This is a genomic window from Paenibacillus sp. B46(2026) (genome assembly GCF_056786355.1).
This window is the reverse complement of the sequence record NZ_CM165907.1, coordinates 4,467,988-4,487,064: the sequence shown is the minus strand read 5'-3', so window position 1 is coordinate 4,487,064 and position 19,077 is coordinate 4,467,988. Positions and strand designations below refer to the sequence as shown.

Below are 19,077 nucleotides of genomic sequence, written 5' to 3'. Positions count from 1 at the left end.
AGATAGGATGAATATTTCATGAGCGTAGCGGAAATGAACACGGTCGATATGGCCCAAGTGTTAACGGGCGCATATGAACTGGGTGACATGATTAACCAATCTGCCGAAGTATCGGATTATTTATATTGGAAGCAGCAAGTCGAGACTACCCCTGAGATTCAGATGGGGATTCGGAAGCTGAATGCCAAGAAGGAATTGTTTGAAGAAACACAGCGTTTTGGTCATTTTCACCCGGATTACCATGCAGCGAAAGACCAGGTGAAGGCGCTGGAACAGGAGTTAGAAAATTTCGAGGCGGTAATCCGCTTCAAACAGGCAGAGAAGTCCCTGGATGATATGTTATTCCAGATGTCAGAGACCATTGCATTCGCAGTGTCAACAACCATTAAGGTACCGAGCAATGATCCGAATCCGAAGGGCGGCTGTGGTAGTGGCGGCAAGTGTGGTTGCAGTTAAGTAATCAGGATAGAGTACTCAATTCAGACTCATGACAGACCGGACCTTTAGGGATGAATGTTTTCTCGGTTCAAGTGACCGAGCAACAATCATCCTAGGCGCCGGTCTCCATTATAGAAGGGCGGGGAACGATGATGTTTGCGGAAAGGACAGGATTCATTATTTGGGTCAGCGATTTGAAGGCTGCCCGTAATCTCGAAAAATATGGCACCGTGCATTATATCTCCCGCCGTATGCATTATGTGGTCATGTATGTTAATGCAGAACGGGCAGAAGATACGATGAAAAATGTGAAGCGACTTTCCTATGTGCGCAAGATCGAACGCTCGTATCGTAATGAGATCAAAACCGAGTATGCCAGCAAAACCATGGACAAAACGAGCTTTTACGGAATATAGACGAGAAACTGGAGGGACCCTTTGGGGTCGCTCTTTTCTTGAATTATGCACAAATGGACTTTTGTGAAAAAAAGTTAAACTTACGCCTTGAGGTTGCGGGACTAATGTTGTAATATATTTGGTAATAAATAGATAGAAAGTCCTATCTGGTGGAGAGTGATTCCCATGCGTGATAAGGTGATGCAACGTTGGAGCACCTACGAGCCGTTTTTCGTGGCTCTTGGAGACAAGAAAGTGGCCGACATCGTCATTACCCATCATGCCAAGATGCGGTATGCAGACCGTATTGAGCCTGCACGTAGTGATGATGACCATATTGCGGCGTGGTTGTGGGAGTGTCTGAAGCAGGACCGTATAACACCATACTACCGTAATGAACAGGACGTCTACCTGATTGATGAGGATCTGGTGGTAGTCGCCGAATTTTCCGAACTTGAAGGAGAATATGATATTGCGGGCAACCCGCTGCACAAAATGATTGTAGTTACGTTTCTGGGACGTATGTCGGAGACCATTGAGTTAAGGGACCTGAAGTCATATTATTCGTGGTTAAGACATTCAAGAAGAATGACGTTGGTCAAAAATAGTCGCAAGCATAAGTAAGTTGAGAAGATTTAAAATATGTTGAAATCATAGATTCAAGTATCATCGCATGCAGACAAGCTGCATGCTTTTTTTGTTGCCAAGCGGGAAATCGGCTACAATGTAGAGAGTGTAATCGAAGAGGGGCGAAGATATGAATTTTCACCAATTGCATATTTTTTATACGGTAGCAGAGAAGGGCAGCTTCTCGGCTGCTGCACAAGCATTACATATGACTCAACCGGCAGTAACGATGCAGATTCAATCATTGGAGGATTATTTTGGGACCAAGTTACTACATCGTTCCACCAAAAAAATAGAATTATCCGAGGCGGGCCGGACTTTATTGCCCCATGCGAAACGGAGCGTAGAGCTGGTCAGACAGACGGATGAAGCGATGTCGGCGTTTACCCAGATGTTACAAGGCCGACTCCAGCTTGGAGCCAGTTTAACGATCGGAGAATATGTACTCCCACGCATGCTCGGACCGTTTGCACTTCAATATCCCGATATTTCCATCGTCATGAAAGTGATGAATACAACGCAAATTATGGATGATATATTGAAGCACCAACTTAATTTTGGACTGATTGAAGCGCCAGTGCACCACCCGGACATGATTGTAGAGCCTGTCATGCAGGACGAGCTGAAACTGATTGTACCTGCCGGGCATGATCTGGCTAAGCGTAGCAAAGTGAATCTTGAAGATGTAATGAATTATCCCTTTGTGCTGCGTGAGAAGGGTTCGGGTACCCGTCAGGTGATGGAAGATCAATTGCAAAAGAAAAATATTGATCCACAGGACATGAATGTAGTAATGGAACTTGGCAGTACAGGAGCGGTAAAATCGGCTGTGGAGGCAGGAGTAGGGATTACGATGTTATCCCCCTCTTCTGTGCAGCATGAGCTGGCTCTGGGACTCGTTCATATTGTGGATATCCGTGGACTTGAATTCAAACGGCAGTTCTATGCCATCCATCTAAAATCGTCCTTGTTGCCCCTGTCAGCTGTCGCTTTCCTGAACTATCTGCGTCAACAGGAGCAACATAAGCCCGAACACAAGACAGGAAAGGCATAATAGCAGGCAATATCAATAATAGATAAGATTTAATCACAATCCACTTTTAAAAGAAAGGAGCTGTTGTGCATGGATCAACGCCAAGGACGCTGTGATCTTCATACTCATAGTCAGGCCTCCGATGGAATGCAGCCACCGGCTGATAATGTGAAGCTTGCCAAGCAAAAAGGACTAGCTGCGGTTGCCCTAACGGACCATGATACAGTGGCCGGTGTAGCAGAAGCGCAGCGAGCGGGGAAAGAGTACGATATTGATGTGGTAGCGGGTGTTGAGATCAGCACTCGGGCTGGCGGCAAAGATATTCATGTGCTGGGCTATTACGTGAATACGGAGGATGAGCAATTCCTGCAACGGTTGCGCGGATTAAGAGAAGCGCGAGATGAGCGCAATCATCTGATTATTGGCAAGCTCCAGGAACTTGGGCTTGATATAAGCTGGCAGGAAGTACTGGATGAGCTGGGAAGGCCACTAGAGCCGGATGAGAGTATCGGCAGACCTCATATGGCTGACGTGTTGGTAAAGAAGGGATATGCTGTCGACATGCGGGATGCATTCGATCAATATCTTGCTGAAGGCAAGCCTGGCTTCGTATCTGTACCCCGAGTTGCGCCGAAGGATGCGTGCGAGTGGATCAGAGTCGCGGGTGGAGCTGCTGTGATTGCCCATCCGGGTCTCTATAATGATGATGAATTGGTACGTCGAATTATCGCAGACTCCCGTCCGGATGGTATCGAAGTATTTCATTCGGACCATGGCCCGGAAGAGGAACGCAGGTATGCTGAGATGGCTAGGGAATATGATCTTATTGAAACAGGTGGATCGGATTACCATGGTGAACGACAAGGTGTTGTTTTCCACGGAGATCTCGGTAGCAAGACGGTAACGATTGATGTGTTGGAAAGGCTGAAGGCAGTTGCCTCACAGCAAAAGGGCCTATAAGCGAGATGTGGTAACGCTCTATCTGACTATGAGATTTTTTTTCTTATTGAGGTACGTTTTAAGGTCGAGGGAGTATAGGACATGGAAACATAGTAGGCTAAACCTGCATGTATTCATGTCCTTTTTTTGTTAAAACGAGTCTATGTGATCGAATAGTTTACCCAAGCGCCACGTGTAGCCCCGAGACGTTCGAATAATTGCTGTGCCCGCTCATTGGTTACAGCTGTGATCCATGACATATAAGCACATCCATGTTCACGCGTATATTGCTGGCAGTGTGCAAATAATTGGGCTTCCGCTTCACCTTCTCTGAACATTTCCGTAACAAAAAGGTCATTCATAATGGCTACACGCTCTGCTTTCATCGTGCTGTAGGTAAAGAACAAGGTGGAAAATCCGATAAGCTTTCCGTCCTTTACTGCCACGAATTGAGCACCGATCTGCTGATTAAGCAGGTTGTTGATCAAAAGCTGGATGGATTGATCACCAGGCCAGGGGTTGTTGTAGAATCCCACGACATAGTCATGCATCAATGCAGTCAGTGGTTTCAGATCATCAGGTTGTGTTTCTCTGATATGTAGGGTCATGGTACACTTCCTTAACTATAATTTTATTCGTGATCATTGAATTATTATACATATAAATGAATTAATATTCAATGATGATGATAAATAAACTGAGCTTCACATATCATTCAAACAAATAATGCAGCCACAAAAATCCCCTGAACCGTTGATGGTCAGGGGATTCTTACTTCTATTGCTACTGTTACATCTATATAGTCTTAACCATTTTTAATCGTGGATGGCAGACTCTTGATCAATTCATCATTTGGCGTGACAAACAAGGTCTTCTGATGATCATAGATGACAAAACCAGGCTTTGCACCACTTGGTTTGCGTACATGACGGATAAACGTGTAATCCACAGGCACACTGCTGGATTCCTTGGCTTGGCTGAAATAGGCAGCAAGCTGTGCCGCTTCTTCCAATGTAGCTTCACCAAAGTCCGTACTGCGAATGACCACATGTGAACCTGGAATGTCTTTGGTGTGCAACCAGGTGTCGTTGGAAGAAGCGAGACGGTTGGTCACATACTCATTTTGCAGGTTGTTTTTGCCCACAAGAATATCAATCCCCTCGGAGGAGGTGAACTGGTGTACGGTCGGACGGTCGCTTTTCTTCTTCTTTTTACCCTTTTTGTTACGGTCACGAAGGTATCCCTGTTGCACAAGCTCATCCCGTATTTCCTCAATATCGTTCATCGATGCAATGGACAGCTGCTGCAACAGGTTATCGAGATAGTCAATCTCGTCTTTGGTTTTGCCAAGCTGCTCATGAATGACAGCCAGACTGTTCTTGTATTTGTTATAACGCTTGAAATAACGTTGTGCGTTGTCAGACGGTGTGAGCAGCGGATCAAGCTGAATGGTAATGTTGGCTTGGTCTTCATCATAGAAGTTCACAAGCTCCACGCTCTTGTCTCCTTTGTGGACCTGATGCAGAGAGGCGAACAGCAACTCACCCCATAGTCTGAACTTGTCTGCATCGTCCGCTTCCAGCAGATCCTTGTTCAGGTTATCCAGCTTTTTGATGTTTTTGCTTCGCTCATTCTGCAGAAAACGGAGCAGATCACTTACTCTCTGTTTAACCGTGTCCCGTTCAGCCTTGTCTCCGTAATAATCTTCCATGCACTTGCTCATCGTGTCATAGGTTTTCTCCAAATCCTGAATGCTCTGAAGATGAACGGCCGAGAAAATCATTTTGCCTTTGGCGTTCAATCCAGTTACAGGCGTGTAGATATGATCTCTGACAGGTCCCATCACAGCTTCAAAAGCGTTCCAGAGTGCACCAGCCTCAACTCGGCTCTCACCCTCAACCACAGCCTGAGTGTTCACTGTGCCTTCAGCAGCAATCCCACGGGCAGCAATCTCTCCCGCAATTAACGGGCTAAGACCGCTAAAGGAGTTCACAAGCCAGCGTGATGCCTCTTCTTCAGCGGCATGATAGCTGTCCTCGAATACTGTACGGCTCACTTCGAGCGGATTACTTTTATGTTGCTCGGGTGGGGCGGTATAGGCGAATCCGGGCATAATTACCCGATAGCTGCTGATGGACGGAGTCACATGATGAATGCCATCCAGAATCGTTCCTGTAACGGGATCAAGCAAAATAATGTTACTGTGACGCCCCATCAATTCAATGATGATCCGTTTAACCGAAACATCCCCCAGTTCGTCGCGCTGGCGCACATTGATGTGGATAATACGTTCCATGCCAATCTGACGGATCTCCTCAATGATGGCACCTTCACAGTGCTTGCGGAGCAGCATGCAGAACATGGGTGCTTCCGTAGGGTTAAGGAATGTCTTTTCCGTAAAATGCAAACGGGGATAGGTTGGGCTTGCCGAAACAAGCAATTTACTATTACCGCGCTGAGCACGCAGGGTGAGAACTACGTCATGGCCATTCGGTTGATGGATTTTGCTGATGCGTCCACCAATGCAGCCTTGCAGTTCATGAACAATGGCCCGTGTTACGATGCCGTCCAATGCCATTTTTTCCACTTCCTCTCTCTATCGAGCATCTGCATTGTATCATGCCAAATGCTTCATCTATATAACTGAAATGAGCAACCAGGTTATGTAAAAAAATCAGGACTGGCTGCAGATTCTTCGTTGCTTGCCTGTTGAACGCTGGAATCGGTACTGCGCAGAACATCGCAGACTTTTATTCTAGCCTATTCTGTCCATCAGGGAAAGGATTCACCTTGCGGGTGCTAATCACAGACCTGTCCGAATACATATAGAGCAGGTAGTTTGTCCGGCATAGTGTGCAGCCTGTCGACCAGCACGCCGGTGAAGCATGTGAGCTTATTTAGCAGATGAAATACAGACTGGGAGGGAACCTTGAAGCATGGAACATACCAAGTGGCATCAACTAAGTGATGAAGAGCTTCGCAACACTCTTGGCGTCAGCCCGCAGGAAGGATTGACGGATGAAGCTGCAGCAGAAAAGAGGAAAGCTGTCGGTTCGAATGAGCTGAGCGAGGGGAAACGTATTTCTCCGATTACATTGCTCTTGAATCAGTTCAAAGATTTTATGGTGCTGGTGTTGATGGGAGCAACGTTGGTATCCGGCTTGCTGGGTGAGTATCTGGATGCGGTAACGATTGTGGCCATTATCGTACTGAATGCGATTCTGGGGTTTGTACAGGAATTCCGGGCAGAACGATCTCTACGTGCATTGAAACAGTTGTCCGCACCTCTCGCCAAAGTGCTTCGATCAGGCAAGGAAGTACATCTTGCCGCCAAACAACTCGTACCTGGTGATATTGTCATGGTAGAGAGTGGCGACCGCATACCCGCTGATGTACGCTGGCTGCAAACGAACAGTCTGGATGTCGAGGAGTCGGCACTTACCGGGGAATCGGTCCCCGTAAGCAAACATTGCCTTCCGATTGCCGACGAGGATGTTCCACTTGGCGATCAGAAGAATATTGGTTTTATGGGTACCATGGTCACTCGTGGCACAGCCAAAGGTGTGGTCATTCGTACGGGGATGGAGACGGAGATGGGCAAAATTGCCGATCTGATCCAGAATACGGAGGAGCAGGAAACACCGCTACAGCACAGGCTGGAACAACTGGGCAAAATTCTGATTTTTGTTGCGTTGGGATTAACCATTATGGTTGTCGTCGCAGGGATATTGCACGGACAACCAGCCGTTGGCATGTTTCTGGCAGGGGTCAGCCTCGCGGTGGCTGCCATACCGGAGGGTCTGCCGGCCATTGTAACCATTGCACTTGCCCTTGGCGTGCAGCGGATGATCAAACGAAAAGCCATTGTACGCAAATTGCCTTCCGTCGAAACCCTTGGTTGTGCATCCGTAATCTGTTCGGATAAGACAGGTACGCTCACTCAGAACAAGATGACGGTAACGGATGTGTGGCTGGAGGGACGCAGCATCAAGGTTACCGGGGATGGTTATGCACCTGAAGGGCAGATGCTGGAGAACGGTCGAATGGTGGAATTGAAGAGTGACCAGTCCCTGCGCAGAATGCTCCAGATTAGCGCGCTTTGCAACAATGCCAGTATTGTTGAGAGTGTTGCAAACGAGTTAGGGAACAAGAAAAAGGGCAAGGATACCAAAAAGGGAAGTAAGAAAAACACGAAAAAAGGTGATCTCCAAGAAGAAACGGTCAAGCGAGACAATGTATTCTGGGAGCTGAAGGGCGATCCGACGGAGGGGGCACTCGTCACACTGTCCTCCAAAATGGGGCTTCCCCCTGCTGGCCTCAAAGAGTTGTATGCTCGCGAGCAGGAGTTTCCGTTTGATTCGGAGCGAAAACGCATGTCGGTCCTGGTTCATCACCAGGGGGGCCGAATGATCTATACCAAAGGTGCACCCGATGTATTGATCGGACACTGCAGTTATATTTTGTGGGAAGGCAAGGTCGTGCCTTTCACTGGAACACTGCGACAGAAAGTGATGGCAGCCAACGAGAGCATGGCCGGAGCCGCACTGCGTGTCCTCGGAATGGCCTACCGTGAAGTACGGCCGGAGGAAAAAGTGGCAGACGAACATGCCGCCGAAAGTCAGCTTGTATTCGTGGGACTTGCAGGTATGATTGATCCGCCGCGTCGTGAAGTGCGAGATGCGATTGCCACATGCCGCAAAGCGGGTATTCGTACCGTCATGATCACAGGTGATCATGGAACAACGGCAGAAGCCATTGCTCATCAGCTGGGTATTCTTCCACGTGGAGGCGCTTCGTTAAGTGGTCAACAACTGGCAGGCATGACAGACGATCAACTGGATAAACAGGTAGAGGGCATCTACGTGTTCTCAAGGGTATCTCCAGAACATAAGCTTCGCATCGTAAAATCGTTGCAACGCAAAGGGCATGTCGTCGCCATGACGGGGGATGGGGTAAATGATGCTCCGGCGATCAAGGCGGCTGATATCGGCATAGCGATGGGCATTACAGGCACAGATGTGACGAAGGAAGCTTCGGCACTCATTCTGAGTGATGATAACTTCTCAACCATTGTGGCTGCCATTGAAGAAGGCCGTAATATCTATGAGAACATTCGCAAGTTTATCCGTTATTTGCTGGCATCGAACGTGGGCGAGATTCTAACAATGTTCTTTGCGATGATGATGGGCTTGCCACTGCCACTCGTGCCTATTCAGATTCTGTGGGTTAACCTGGTGACGGATGGTTTGCCTGCAATGGCGCTTGGGGTAGATCAGCCGGAAAAAGATTTGATGGAACACAAACCCCGTGGCGCCAAGGAAAACATTTTTGCCCGTAGACTGGGTTGGAAAATCGTCAGTCGGGGTGTATTGATTGGATTATGTACACTCGGAGCGTTCTGGCTTACCCTTCAGGCTGCACCGGATAATCCGGGCCAACTGATCAAGGCACAATCTGTGGCTTTTGCTACACTCGTTTTGGCGCAGCTTATTCATGTCTTTGACTGCCGCAGTTCGCGGTCGATCTTCCACCGGAATCCGCTACAGAACAAATATCTGGTTCTTGCCGTGATTTCATCGGTTGTACTGATGCTGGTTGTGATGTACGTTGAACTGTTGCAACCGATTTTCAAAACCGTACCGCTGGGTTTGCGTGAATGGGCGATCTGTATCGTTGCTGCGGGCATTCCGACGTTCCTTATGGGCGCAGGCAGCGTCTGGGGTGGTCGTCGTAACCGCCGCCGCATGGGTGGTTCTGGCCGCTTCGTACCGAAAAGTACAAAGTTTTCAGCATAAAATCAATACCTTTTCCTTACCTATTTCGTTATGCTATCCTCAAAATGATTCGAAGCGGCAGCTTTGGCATTTTGCAGGATAGCTTTTTTGTGTAAATGTTGAATATGAATTTCTATGGTAATCCTGTAGAAGAGCAAGAATATAGCTTTGGCAGCAGACTGCCAAAAGGAGTGGGCAAGGTTATGGAATTTACGAAAATGCATGGACTTGGTAATGATTTTATCGTTGTATTTGGTGAAAAGGAGCTTCCGGCAGATGCTGCAGAATTGGCTGTGAAATGGTGTAACCGTTTCTTCGGCATCGGTGCGGATGGCCTGGTTTATATACTGCCTTCGGAGAAGGCGGACTTTCAGATGCGCATCATGAATTCGGACGGTTCGGAAGCAGAGCAATGCGGTAATGCCATTCGCTGTGTGTCCAAATATGTATACGATCATGGTCACGTGAACCAGGAGCAGATCACCATTGAAACGATTGGTGCAGGGGTACAACCTGTGAGTCTCAACATTCGTGATGGTAAAGTGGAAACGGTACGTGTCGACATGGGTGAGCCGATCCTAAACGGTCTTCAAGTGCCTACAACGGTGGATGCCAACCCAGTGGTTGATCACTACATTGAAGCAAATGGACATGCGTTCAAATTCACTGCCGTATCCATGGGTAACCCGCATGCGGTTATCTATGTAGATGACGCTGTAAATTTTGACCTCACAACTTGGGGCCCACTTCTTGAAGTGCATCCGATGTTTCCGAAAAAAATCAATGTGGAATTCGCCACAGTTCGTGACCGTGGATATGTGGACATGCGTGTATGGGAACGCGGAGCGGGTCCAACACTTGCTTGTGGAACCGGAGCTTGCGCGACACTGGTATCCTCTGTCCTGAATGGACATACAGATCGTACAGCCATCATCAGCCTCAAGGGTGGGGATCTCCACATTGAGTGGAATGAAGCTGACAATCATGTGTACATGACTGGACCTGCTGAAGTTGTTTTCAAGGGAGTTACTTCATAATCAAGTGAATGGTGTAACACAAGAGGCCTGCGGGCCTCTTTTTTGTCAAAAAGGACAGGTCGTGTCTCCTGTACAGAGACATATTGGGGGCTGTATAGCAAGAAAGTCCATATGAGCTGGATACTCATCAAAAACCTGTGTTTTTCTTCGTTTGTTAGCGTTTTTTGTGTTACATTAGTATGAAAATGATCACAGCTAGGCAGGGGGAAAAGGGATGAAGGCGGATTTGCGCAAAGTTATGCAGGAACGAGTTCTCATTGGAGATGGGGCCATGGGAACGTTTCTGTACCAAATGGGATTCCCGGTAGGGATTTCATATGAAGAGTTAAACTTGATTTCACCTGAAGTGGTGGCGGAAGTACATCGCCGTTATCGGGACGCAGGTACGGAAATATTTGAAACGAATACGTACTCTGCCAATTATGACAAGTTGTCCAAGTTCGGTTTGGAGTCCAAGGTGGAGGATGTGAACCGTACCGGTGTTCGTATTGCCAAAGAGGTGGCTGGAGCTAACGGTTATGTTCTTGGTGCAGTAGGCTCTATTCGTGGCGGCAAGCGGACAAACGTGTCCACAAGTGAACTGAAACGCTTCTATCAACAACAGATCTTCGCTCTGCTCGATGAAGGCGTGGATGGCATTCTGCTTGAGACCTTCTATGATATCGAGGAAATGGATATTGCCCTTTTGCAAGCGCGCAAGCTAAGTGATCTGCCCGTGATTGGACAGTTCGCGGTAGAGGATGTAGGACACACACTGGACGGATATACAATGCCTGAAGCATTCCGGATTATGCGGGAGCAGGGCGCGGACGTAATTGGTTTTAACTGTCGCTCAGGTCCAAACGGAATTATGCGTGCCATGGAAACCGTCTCCGGACGTATTGGTATCCCAATGTCTGTCTATCCGAATGCGGGCGCAGCAGATTATGTAGATGGTCAGTTCCGTTATGGTGCGACTCCGGAGTACTTTGGTCAGACGGCAGTGCAATTTGCTGAACTGGGTGCTCGGATTATCGGCGGTTGCTGTGGAACGACACCTGATCATATTACCGCAATGAAAGAGGCGCTCGCTGACTATGTACCTTCGCCTATTTTGGAGCCCGATCCGTCAGAATCCAAAGCGCGTATTGTGTTGCATGAACATGTGGATGAGCGTTCTGGACGTGGAGGACAGCCTACAATCGTTGATCTGGTCAAGCAGCGTCATACGGTCATTGTTGAACTTGACCCGCCGCGTGATTTGGACATTGCCAAGTTCATGAAAGGTGCCGAGACACTGAAAGCAGCAGGAGCGGATGCCCTGACACTGGCCGATAATTCTTTAGCGGTTACACGAATGAGCAACATGGCGCTGGGTCACCTCGTTCAGGATCGCACGGGCCTCCGTCCACTGGTGCATATTGCCTGCCGTGACCGGAATCTGATTGGAACACAGTCACACATGATGGGTTTTGATGCTTTGGGGATTAATCATGTACTGGCTGTAACAGGAGATCCTGCAAGATTTGGTGATCTGCCGGGTTCAAGCTCAGTATATGATCTGACTTCTTTTGAAATCATACGCATGATCAAGCAGTTGAACGATGGAGTGGCTTTCTCAGGTAAACCGCTGAAGCAGAAAGCCGGTTTTGTCATCGGAGCGGCATTTAATCCCAATGTGAAATATTTGGATAAAGCTGTACAACGTCTGGAGAAGAAAATTGCCTCTGGCGCAGATTACATCATGACACAACCGATCTATGACCCTGAGTTGATTGTAGCAATGCACGAAGCGACCAAACATCTGGATGTGCCCATTTTTGTAGGTGTAATGCCGCTGGCGAGTGGACGGAATGCAGAGTATCTGCACAACGAGGTTCCGGGGATTCAGCTCTCGGATGAAGTGCGTTCCCGGATGGCGGGTCTGGAAGGGGAAGAAGGCCGTGCGATGGGTGTAAAAATTGCCAAAGAACTGCTGGATGTAGCAACAGTCCATTTCAAAGGCATCTATCTCATGACACCGTTTATGTTCTATGGCATGACGGCCGAACTGACTCAATATGTATGGGAGAAGTCGGAGCATCAATGTCCTACTTGTTTCAACCCTAATAATCAATTACAATAGTAAAACGGATGTGATGCCGATGTCATTCAGTATGACCGGATACGGTCAATCCGCCTTTCATTTTGGCGGCTATAAGGTACAATTAGAGATCAAATCTGTTAATCATCGTTATTGCGAAGTGATGATGCGTCTGCCAAGAGAGTGGACGTATTATGAAGACGGTTTGAGGAAGATCGTACAGGGTCGTTTGAAACGTGGGCGGATTGATGTTTATGTAATGAAAGAAAAAGAGGAAGACCAGGCTCTTCCCGCTGTTCTGAATGAACAGACGGTCAGGGCCTATCTGCAGGCTGCAGAGCAACTGGAGACTCAGTATGGAATGCAGGGCAAACCAAGTATTGTGGATATGCTTGGGCTGCCGGACGTCATGGTTCATTCGGATGGGACAAGTTCCATTCCGGAAGAGCAGAAGGACGAATGGGAGCGAGTGCTGCAGGAAGGATTGAAAGAGGCTTTGTCCAGCCTTGAGCAGATGCGCGCTCGCGAGGGTCTTCATCTGGCCAGTGATCTGGAACGGCGGATTACCCGTCTGGAGTCGCTGCATACCGAGATGCTTGATCTTGCTCCGACTGTGGTAAGTGATTACCGCAACAAGCTAAGGCAGAGGCTTACGGAAATGCAGGAAGAAGGCTCTTTCCCTTTTGATGAGCATAAATTGGGTATGGAAATTGCAATGTTTGCCGATCGTTCTAACATAGAAGAGGAGCTTACACGTCTACTCAGTCACTTTGGACAGAGCAGGGAACTGCTGAAGAGTGATGAGCCGGTAGGGCGTAAGTTGGACTTTCTAATTCAAGAGATGAATCGGGAAGTTAATACGATTGGATCAAAAGCCAACCATTTGGCTCTGGTGAATCGTGTTGTCGAGATGAAGGCGGAGCTGGAGAAGATTCGTGAGCAAGCGGCGAATATCGAATGAACGGCCAAATTTCGGCATAAGAGTCGCATGTATAGGGGGAAGAACCTGATTATGGCAATCAAACTCATTAACATTGGATTCGGTAACATCGTATCGGCGAACCGGATTATATCCATCGTGAGTCCGGAATCGGCGCCGATCAAGAGAATTATACAAGAGGCAAGAGATCGTCACATGCTGATTGATGCAACGTACGGAAGACGTACTCGTGCCGTAATTATTACGGATAGCGATCATGTCATTTTGTCTGCAGTTCAGCCTGAGACGGTCGCCCATCGTCTTTCTTCGAAAGATGATGATAACGACGAATAAAATGGAGTGTAATATGTCTAAGGGATTACTGGTAGTGTTGTCCGGCCCATCTGGGGTCGGGAAGGGTACTGTATGCAGCGCTTTGCGCAAACGGGTGCCGGAATTGATCTATTCTGTATCGGCGACAACCCGTCAGCCTCGTCTGGGTGAAGAACATGGTGTGAACTATTTCTTCAGAAGTCATGAAGAGTTCCAGAACATGATTGCTGAAGATCAATTGTTGGAACATGCGGAGTATGTTGGTAATTATTACGGAACACCGCGTGATTTTGTGGAGAAAACGATTAACGAAGGCCGCGACATCATTCTGGAGATTGAGGTTCAAGGCGCGTTAAAAGTGAAAGAGAAATTCCCGGAAGGGATCTTTGTTTTCCTGCTTCCTCCTTCATTGGACGAGCTGAAAGATCGTATTCAGGGCCGTGGTACCGAAAGCCAAGCGACCATTGATCACCGGATGTCCGTAGCGGTTGATGAGATCAGTCTGCTGGAGCAGTATGATTATGCTGTTGTTAATGATGAAATTGATTTGGCGTGCAAGAGAATAGAAAGCATCATAATCGCCGAACATTGTAAGATCAATAAATAATCCCTTTTGCCGCTGCAGAATGCGATATAAGTGGGGCAGTTGTCATATCATGTATTGAAGCAGTCCTTCTCGGAATGCCCGAATGTGAAGACATGCCACATCAGTTCTGTCAGGCGGCAACTTGCGATTATACTAATGTGAAGAGGTGTTTGTTAATATGCTGTATCCTTCTATTGATGAAATGATGAACAAAGTCGACAGCAAGTATTCCCTTGTTGTTGCTGCTTCCCGCCGGGCTAGACAGCTACGTGAAGGTGAAAAAACGGATTTAAGAGGTGCGAGATCCCATAAACAAGTTGGCGTTGCACTGGAAGAAATCTATGGAGACCTGCTCGTTGTCATCAAAGGACAGGACGAAGAAGAAGAGTAAGCCGCCTGCGGCTGCTCTTCAACTGCATAAGGCGTAAGCCGGATTAATTGACAACCGCGAGGTTGTTATTTTTTTACGAATAAGCATATTTTAACGGAATCTTCATTAGACGTCGTATAAATATCGGGGGAAATAAACATGTTGAACGGTAAAAAAATCGTGCTTGGTGTGACAGGCGGCATAGCCGCTTACAAAGCGGCAACATTATGCAGCAGACTGGTGCAAAAGGGAGCGGATGTTCATGTGATTATGACAGCTTCCGCTACACAGTTTATTACCGAATTAACGCTGCAAACGTTGACCCGAAACACCGTATATACCGATACATTTGATGAACGTGAGCCAACAGTTGTATCCCATATTCATCTGGCTGATTTGGCTGATCTTGTTCTGGTTGCCCCGGCTACAGCCAATGTGATTGCCAAGATGGCGCATGGCATGGCAGATGATATGCTCTCAACGACTCTTCTTGCCACGACAGCCCCTGTCATGATTGCCCCAGCGATGAATGTACATATGTATGATCATCCGGCTGTACAGCATAATATGAACCTGCTTGTTGAACGGGGTGCCATGATGATTGAGCCAGGTGAAGGTCTGCTTGCGTGTGGATATGTAGGCAAGGGGCGTCTGGAAGAACCGGAGACCATTGTGGATGTGGTAGAACGTTTCTTTGAACAGCGTGAATCTGCAGACCGAATTCGTCAGGGACAAGCTTCATTGTTACAAGGCAAGAAGGTTGTCGTTACGGCTGGAGGTACGATTGAGCGCATTGACCCAGTACGCTACATTACGAACGATTCGTCTGGCAAAATGGGATTTGCGATCGCCGCAGCTGCACGTGATCTGGGGGCAGATGTGAAATTGGTTATGGGCAATACGCAAGCCAAGCCACCGGAGAACGTCGAGTTGATCCCTGTACAGTCAGCACAGGATATGTATGAAGCCGTAACACGCGAGTGGGATGATGCTGATATCGTGGTTAAAGCGGCGGCTGTTGCCGATTATCGCCTAAAGGAAGTTTACACCGAGAAGATCAAGAAGAAAGGCGACACGCTGTCGCTCGAACTTGTTAAAAATATAGATATTCTTGAAACGCTGGGCAAACAGAAAACCCATCAGTTTTTGATTGGTTTTGCTGCGGAGACTCAGTCGGTTGAGATGTATGCACGTGAGAAATTGGAACGGAAAAATTGTGATCTGATCGTAGCCAATGACGTAACCCGCACGGGTGCAGGATTTGGAACAGACACCAACGCGGTACATATCTATGACCGGGAAGGTTTGGTGGAGGAGCTTCAAGTGATGGCCAAGGACAATGTGGCCCATCGGTTGCTCCAGATTGCGGCGGAGCGCATTGCCGGGAGGAATTAGGATATGGAGATTGCCAAGGTCATTGTCGATGTTCCCGTGAAGGAAACAGACCGGCCATTTGATTACCTGGTACCTGAATCGATGAGGGAATGGATCGAGATTGGCAGCCGGGTGGGTGTACCTTTTGGTCATCGGACGGTGCAGGGATTCGTGATTGATCTTGTGCCGCGTACCGGGGAGGAAACATTCAGGCTAAAACAGATCCAGGAATTGCTGGACATTGTTCCCCCATTATCAAAGGATTTGGTTGAGTTGGCCGAATGGATGAGTGGACGTTATGCCAGTAACCGGATTTTGTCATTGCAGGTGATGGTGCCGACGGCATTGAAAGGGAAAGCAGAGCGATACATCTCGCTGGGAGATGCACTGGACGGACAGATGGCAGGTGCACAGCCGGATGATGAGGTGTTATTTGTTTGGGGAGAAGAGTCTACGAATGAGAAAGTGCAGCAGGATATCATCCGTTTTGTCAAAAGTAGGGGTCAGGTACCGCTGCAACAACTGAGTCGAAAATATCCCAATCATGCTGCACTAATCAAGAAACTATTGCTTGGTGGCGTGCTGCTGGAGAGTCAGGCCATCAAGGACAAGTTGAATAAAAAAACGATGAAGTCCGTTGATCTGGCTGTAGATATTGCTGCTGCTCAGGAAGCACTTGCTTCATTCCCGGCGAAAGCACAGCGGCAGAAGGAGATTCTGGCTTTTTTGCTGGAAATGAAAGAGCTGCTGCCCATGCCGATGAAAGAAGTGTTATCTACACTGCAGGTATCAGCCGCAACGATTAAGGGGCTTGAGGAAAAGGGATTGATCGTCACCGAGGACGTTGAGGTCTTTCGTGACCCTTATCAGGGCAGGAAGTTCAAAGCGACTGAACCACTGGTTCTGACCGATGAGCAAAAACATGTCTATGACAGTATCAATGGCCGATTGCAGGAACAGCGCCACGGGGTATTTTTGCTACATGGTGTCACGGGTAGTGGCAAGACGGAAGTCTATCTTCAAACCATTCAACAATGCATTGAACAGGATCGGCAGGCCATCGTACTGGTGCCCGAGATTGCATTGACACCACAGATGGTAGAGCGCTTTAAAGGGCGGTTCGGCGACCAAGTTGCGGTCATGCACAGTCGTTTGTCTGGCGGTGAACGTTATGATGAATGGCGCAAGATCCGTGAGGGCCAGGTGAAGGTTGCGATTGGGGCACGTTCAGCCGTATTTGCTCCGTTCAGTCGGCTTGGACTGATCATTATGGATGAAGAACACGAGACTTCCTACAAACAGGAGGAAACACCGAAATATCATGCCCGGGATGTAGCGGTAAAAAGAGCACAGCAGCACCAGGCCGTGGTCGTTCTGGGTTCAGCGACACCTTCACTGGAAAGTTATTATGCTGCACGCTCGCAAAGTAACGACGATTTTGCACCACTCTTGCTGGAGATGCCAACTCGGGCACTGGGGAACAAGTTGCCTGAAGTGCGAATCGTTGACATGCGTGAAGAGTTAAAGGATGGCAACCGCTCCATGTTCAGCAGGGCTTTGCATAAAGGGCTGGAGGAGCGTTTGGAACGTGGTGAACAGACGGTGCTTCTGCTAAATCGCCGTGGGTATTCGACCTTTGTCATGTGCCGAAGTTGTGGATATGTGGCAGGCTGTCCCGAATGTGATATTTCATTGACGTACCATCAGCGCTCCAATAATCTCCGTTGTCATTACTGCGGATATGCGGAAGCGGCTCCTGAAGTGTGTCCGGATTGTGGAAGTGAGCATATTCGATACTTTGGTACAGGTACACAACGGGTCGAGGAAGAGCTTGCGAAGCTCTTTCCGGGTATTCGGGTCATTCGGATGGATGTGGATACGACAACCGAAAAAGGGGCTCACGAGAAGCTGCTGAAACAGTTTCGTGAGAAAAAGGCGGACGTATTGCTGGGCACCCAGATGGTTGCGAAGGGACTTGATTTCCCAGATGTAACCCTGGTTGGGGTCATAACAGCGGATTCAGCACTGAATTTACCTGATTTTCGTGCTGCCGAAAAAACGTTTCAACTGCTAACACAGGTAGCTGGCCGAGCCGGTCGGCACCAATTGCCTGGTGAAGTGTTTGTCCAGTCCTATACGCCGGAGCATTACTCCATTGGGCATGCGAGTCAGCATGACTATGTGTCGTTTGTACGTGAGGAACTATTGCACCGTCGCAATTTGCAATATCCACCTTACTGTCGCCTGATTCTGGTGACCTTTTCACATGAGCAGCTTCCGGTATTGATACGCCTTGCCGAGAACTACACGCGAATCCTAAAGGAGAAGGCTAACGCAGCCGGATGGCTGGGCAGTCTGGATCGTTTCAGCAATGATGCCTTTGATGTGCTGGGGCCGGTAGCGTCCCCGATTCCACGGATCAAGAATAGATACAGATTCCAATGTATGATAAAATGGCGGGGGGATGTAGACGCCATAGGACTTGCTCTGTCAACAGCCCGGCGCATGGATGAGGATGTTCAGGCGCAAAAACTACTCATTAGTCTGGATGTAGACCCGCAAATGTTAATGTAAGCATTTTGCAGCAATGCGGATGTAAACAAGCGGTATAAACATAGATTAAAAATGAATACCCCAAAAATACAGATATCGTCCTGAAATTATGATGAGGATTAGGAAGGTGCTTACAACATGTCGATTCGCATTATCGTTCAAGAACCAGATGAGGTGCTCCACAAGAGAGCCAAAGAAGTAACCAAAATTACACCAAACGTACAAAAATTGCTGGATGATATGGCTGACACCATGTACGATGCGGAAGGTGTGGGTCTTGCGGCACCACAGGTCGGCATTTTGAAACGTCTGATCGTAATTGACGCAGGTGATGAGCAAGGGCTGATCAAGATGATTAACCCGGAGATCATTGCAAGTGAGGGAGAGCAATTCGGACCGGAAGGTTGTCTGAGTATCCCTGGAATTAATGGTGACGTTCGCCGTTTTGAGACCGTTACGGTCAAAGGTCTGGATCGTGAAGGCAAAGAGTTGATTATTACGGGTAGTGGCTTGCTGTCCCGTGCATTCCAGCATGAGATTGATCATCTGGATGGCGTACTCTTTACGGATATCGCCGAGAAAGTGTACGAAATTGCAGCCGATCAAACGGGACCGCGTCGTAATTAAGGAGTGATCG

General features: G+C 48.1%; 17 protein-coding genes. 15 read left to right on the top strand and 2 right to left on the bottom strand.

The window, feature by feature from the left end; translation table 11 throughout:
- Positions 1-18 precede the first annotated feature (18 nt).
- The 5 genes from AC1S8V_RS20085 (at position 19) to AC1S8V_RS20065 (ending at position 3,453) form a co-directional block, all read left to right on the top strand.
- Positions 19-456 (top strand): YlbF/YmcA family competence regulator, encoded by a 438-nt coding sequence (locus AC1S8V_RS20085; protein WP_036614642.1) that lies wholly within the window; start codon positions 19-21, stop codon positions 454-456.
- A 134-nt stretch (positions 457-590) separates the two neighbouring features.
- Positions 591-854: a YlbG family protein gene (locus AC1S8V_RS20080; protein ID WP_095290540.1), complete on the top strand. Its 264-nt coding sequence runs from the start codon at positions 591-593 to the stop codon at positions 852-854.
- 165 nt (positions 855-1,019) lie between these two features.
- Positions 1,020-1,457 (top strand): hypothetical protein, encoded by a 438-nt coding sequence (locus tag AC1S8V_RS20075; RefSeq protein WP_017687436.1) that lies wholly within the window; start codon positions 1,020-1,022, stop codon positions 1,455-1,457.
- Positions 1,458-1,590: 133 nt separating this feature from the next.
- Positions 1,591-2,514, top strand: coding sequence for a selenium metabolism-associated LysR family transcriptional regulator (locus AC1S8V_RS20070; protein ID WP_482070475.1), 924 nt, complete (start codon positions 1,591-1,593; stop codon positions 2,512-2,514).
- A gap of 69 nt (positions 2,515-2,583) precedes the next feature.
- Positions 2,584-3,453, top strand: a complete 870-nt coding sequence (locus AC1S8V_RS20065) for a PHP domain-containing protein (protein ID WP_482070474.1) — start codon at positions 2,584-2,586, stop codon at positions 3,451-3,453.
- Between the two features lie 140 nt (positions 3,454-3,593).
- On the opposite strand, the gene AC1S8V_RS20060 is transcribed toward AC1S8V_RS20065, so the two are convergent.
- Complete coding sequence (locus AC1S8V_RS20060; protein WP_482070473.1) at positions 3,594-4,040, bottom strand: N-acetyltransferase family protein; 447 nt, start codon at positions 4,038-4,040, stop codon at positions 3,594-3,596.
- 197 nt (positions 4,041-4,237) lie between these two features.
- Positions 4,238-6,010 (bottom strand): Rqc2 family fibronectin-binding protein, encoded by a 1,773-nt coding sequence (locus AC1S8V_RS20055; protein ID WP_482070472.1) that lies wholly within the window; start codon positions 6,008-6,010, stop codon positions 4,238-4,240.
- 358 nt (positions 6,011-6,368) lie between these two features.
- Here AC1S8V_RS20055 and AC1S8V_RS20050 point away from each other — a divergent pair, with 358 nt between their 5' ends.
- From AC1S8V_RS20050 to def, 10 genes are all read left to right on the top strand, one after another.
- Positions 6,369-9,227, top strand: coding sequence for a calcium-translocating P-type ATPase, SERCA-type (locus AC1S8V_RS20050; protein ID WP_482070471.1), 2,859 nt, complete (start codon positions 6,369-6,371; stop codon positions 9,225-9,227).
- A gap of 182 nt (positions 9,228-9,409) precedes the next feature.
- Positions 9,410-10,243, top strand: coding sequence for a diaminopimelate epimerase (gene dapF / locus AC1S8V_RS20045; protein ID WP_482070470.1), 834 nt, complete (start codon positions 9,410-9,412; stop codon positions 10,241-10,243).
- Positions 10,244-10,457: 214 nt separating this feature from the next.
- Entirely contained in the window at positions 10,458-12,347 is a 1,890-nt protein-coding gene (locus tag AC1S8V_RS20040; RefSeq protein ID WP_482070469.1) for a bifunctional homocysteine S-methyltransferase/methylenetetrahydrofolate reductase, read from the top strand.
- Between the two features lie 19 nt (positions 12,348-12,366).
- Positions 12,367-13,266, top strand: coding sequence for a YicC/YloC family endoribonuclease (locus tag AC1S8V_RS20035; protein WP_336763573.1), 900 nt, complete (start codon positions 12,367-12,369; stop codon positions 13,264-13,266).
- A gap of 51 nt (positions 13,267-13,317) precedes the next feature.
- Positions 13,318-13,578: an extracellular matrix/biofilm regulator RemA gene (remA, locus tag AC1S8V_RS20030; protein ID WP_006209218.1), complete on the top strand. Its 261-nt coding sequence runs from the start codon at positions 13,318-13,320 to the stop codon at positions 13,576-13,578.
- A 13-nt stretch (positions 13,579-13,591) separates the two neighbouring features.
- Positions 13,592-14,164 (top strand): guanylate kinase, encoded by a 573-nt coding sequence (gene gmk, locus AC1S8V_RS20025; RefSeq protein WP_017687445.1) that lies wholly within the window; start codon positions 13,592-13,594, stop codon positions 14,162-14,164.
- A 157-nt stretch (positions 14,165-14,321) separates the two neighbouring features.
- The gene (rpoZ, locus tag AC1S8V_RS20020; protein WP_036614619.1) at positions 14,322-14,534 is read left to right on the top strand and encodes a DNA-directed RNA polymerase subunit omega; all 213 of its coding nucleotides are present in this window, start codon (positions 14,322-14,324) and stop codon (positions 14,532-14,534) included.
- 138 nt (positions 14,535-14,672) lie between these two features.
- Complete coding sequence (gene coaBC, locus AC1S8V_RS20015) at positions 14,673-15,908, top strand: bifunctional phosphopantothenoylcysteine decarboxylase/phosphopantothenate--cysteine ligase CoaBC (RefSeq protein WP_482070468.1); 1,236 nt, start codon at positions 14,673-14,675, stop codon at positions 15,906-15,908.
- Positions 15,909-15,911: 3 nt separating this feature from the next.
- A complete protein-coding gene (priA, locus tag AC1S8V_RS20010; RefSeq protein ID WP_482070467.1) occupies positions 15,912-18,461 on the top strand; it encodes a primosomal protein N' in 2,550 nt (849 codons plus the stop codon).
- Positions 18,462-18,578: 117 nt separating this feature from the next.
- A complete protein-coding gene (gene def, locus AC1S8V_RS20005; protein WP_145322836.1) occupies positions 18,579-19,067 on the top strand; it encodes a peptide deformylase in 489 nt (162 codons plus the stop codon).
- The last annotated feature ends 10 nt before the right edge of the window (positions 19,068-19,077 follow it).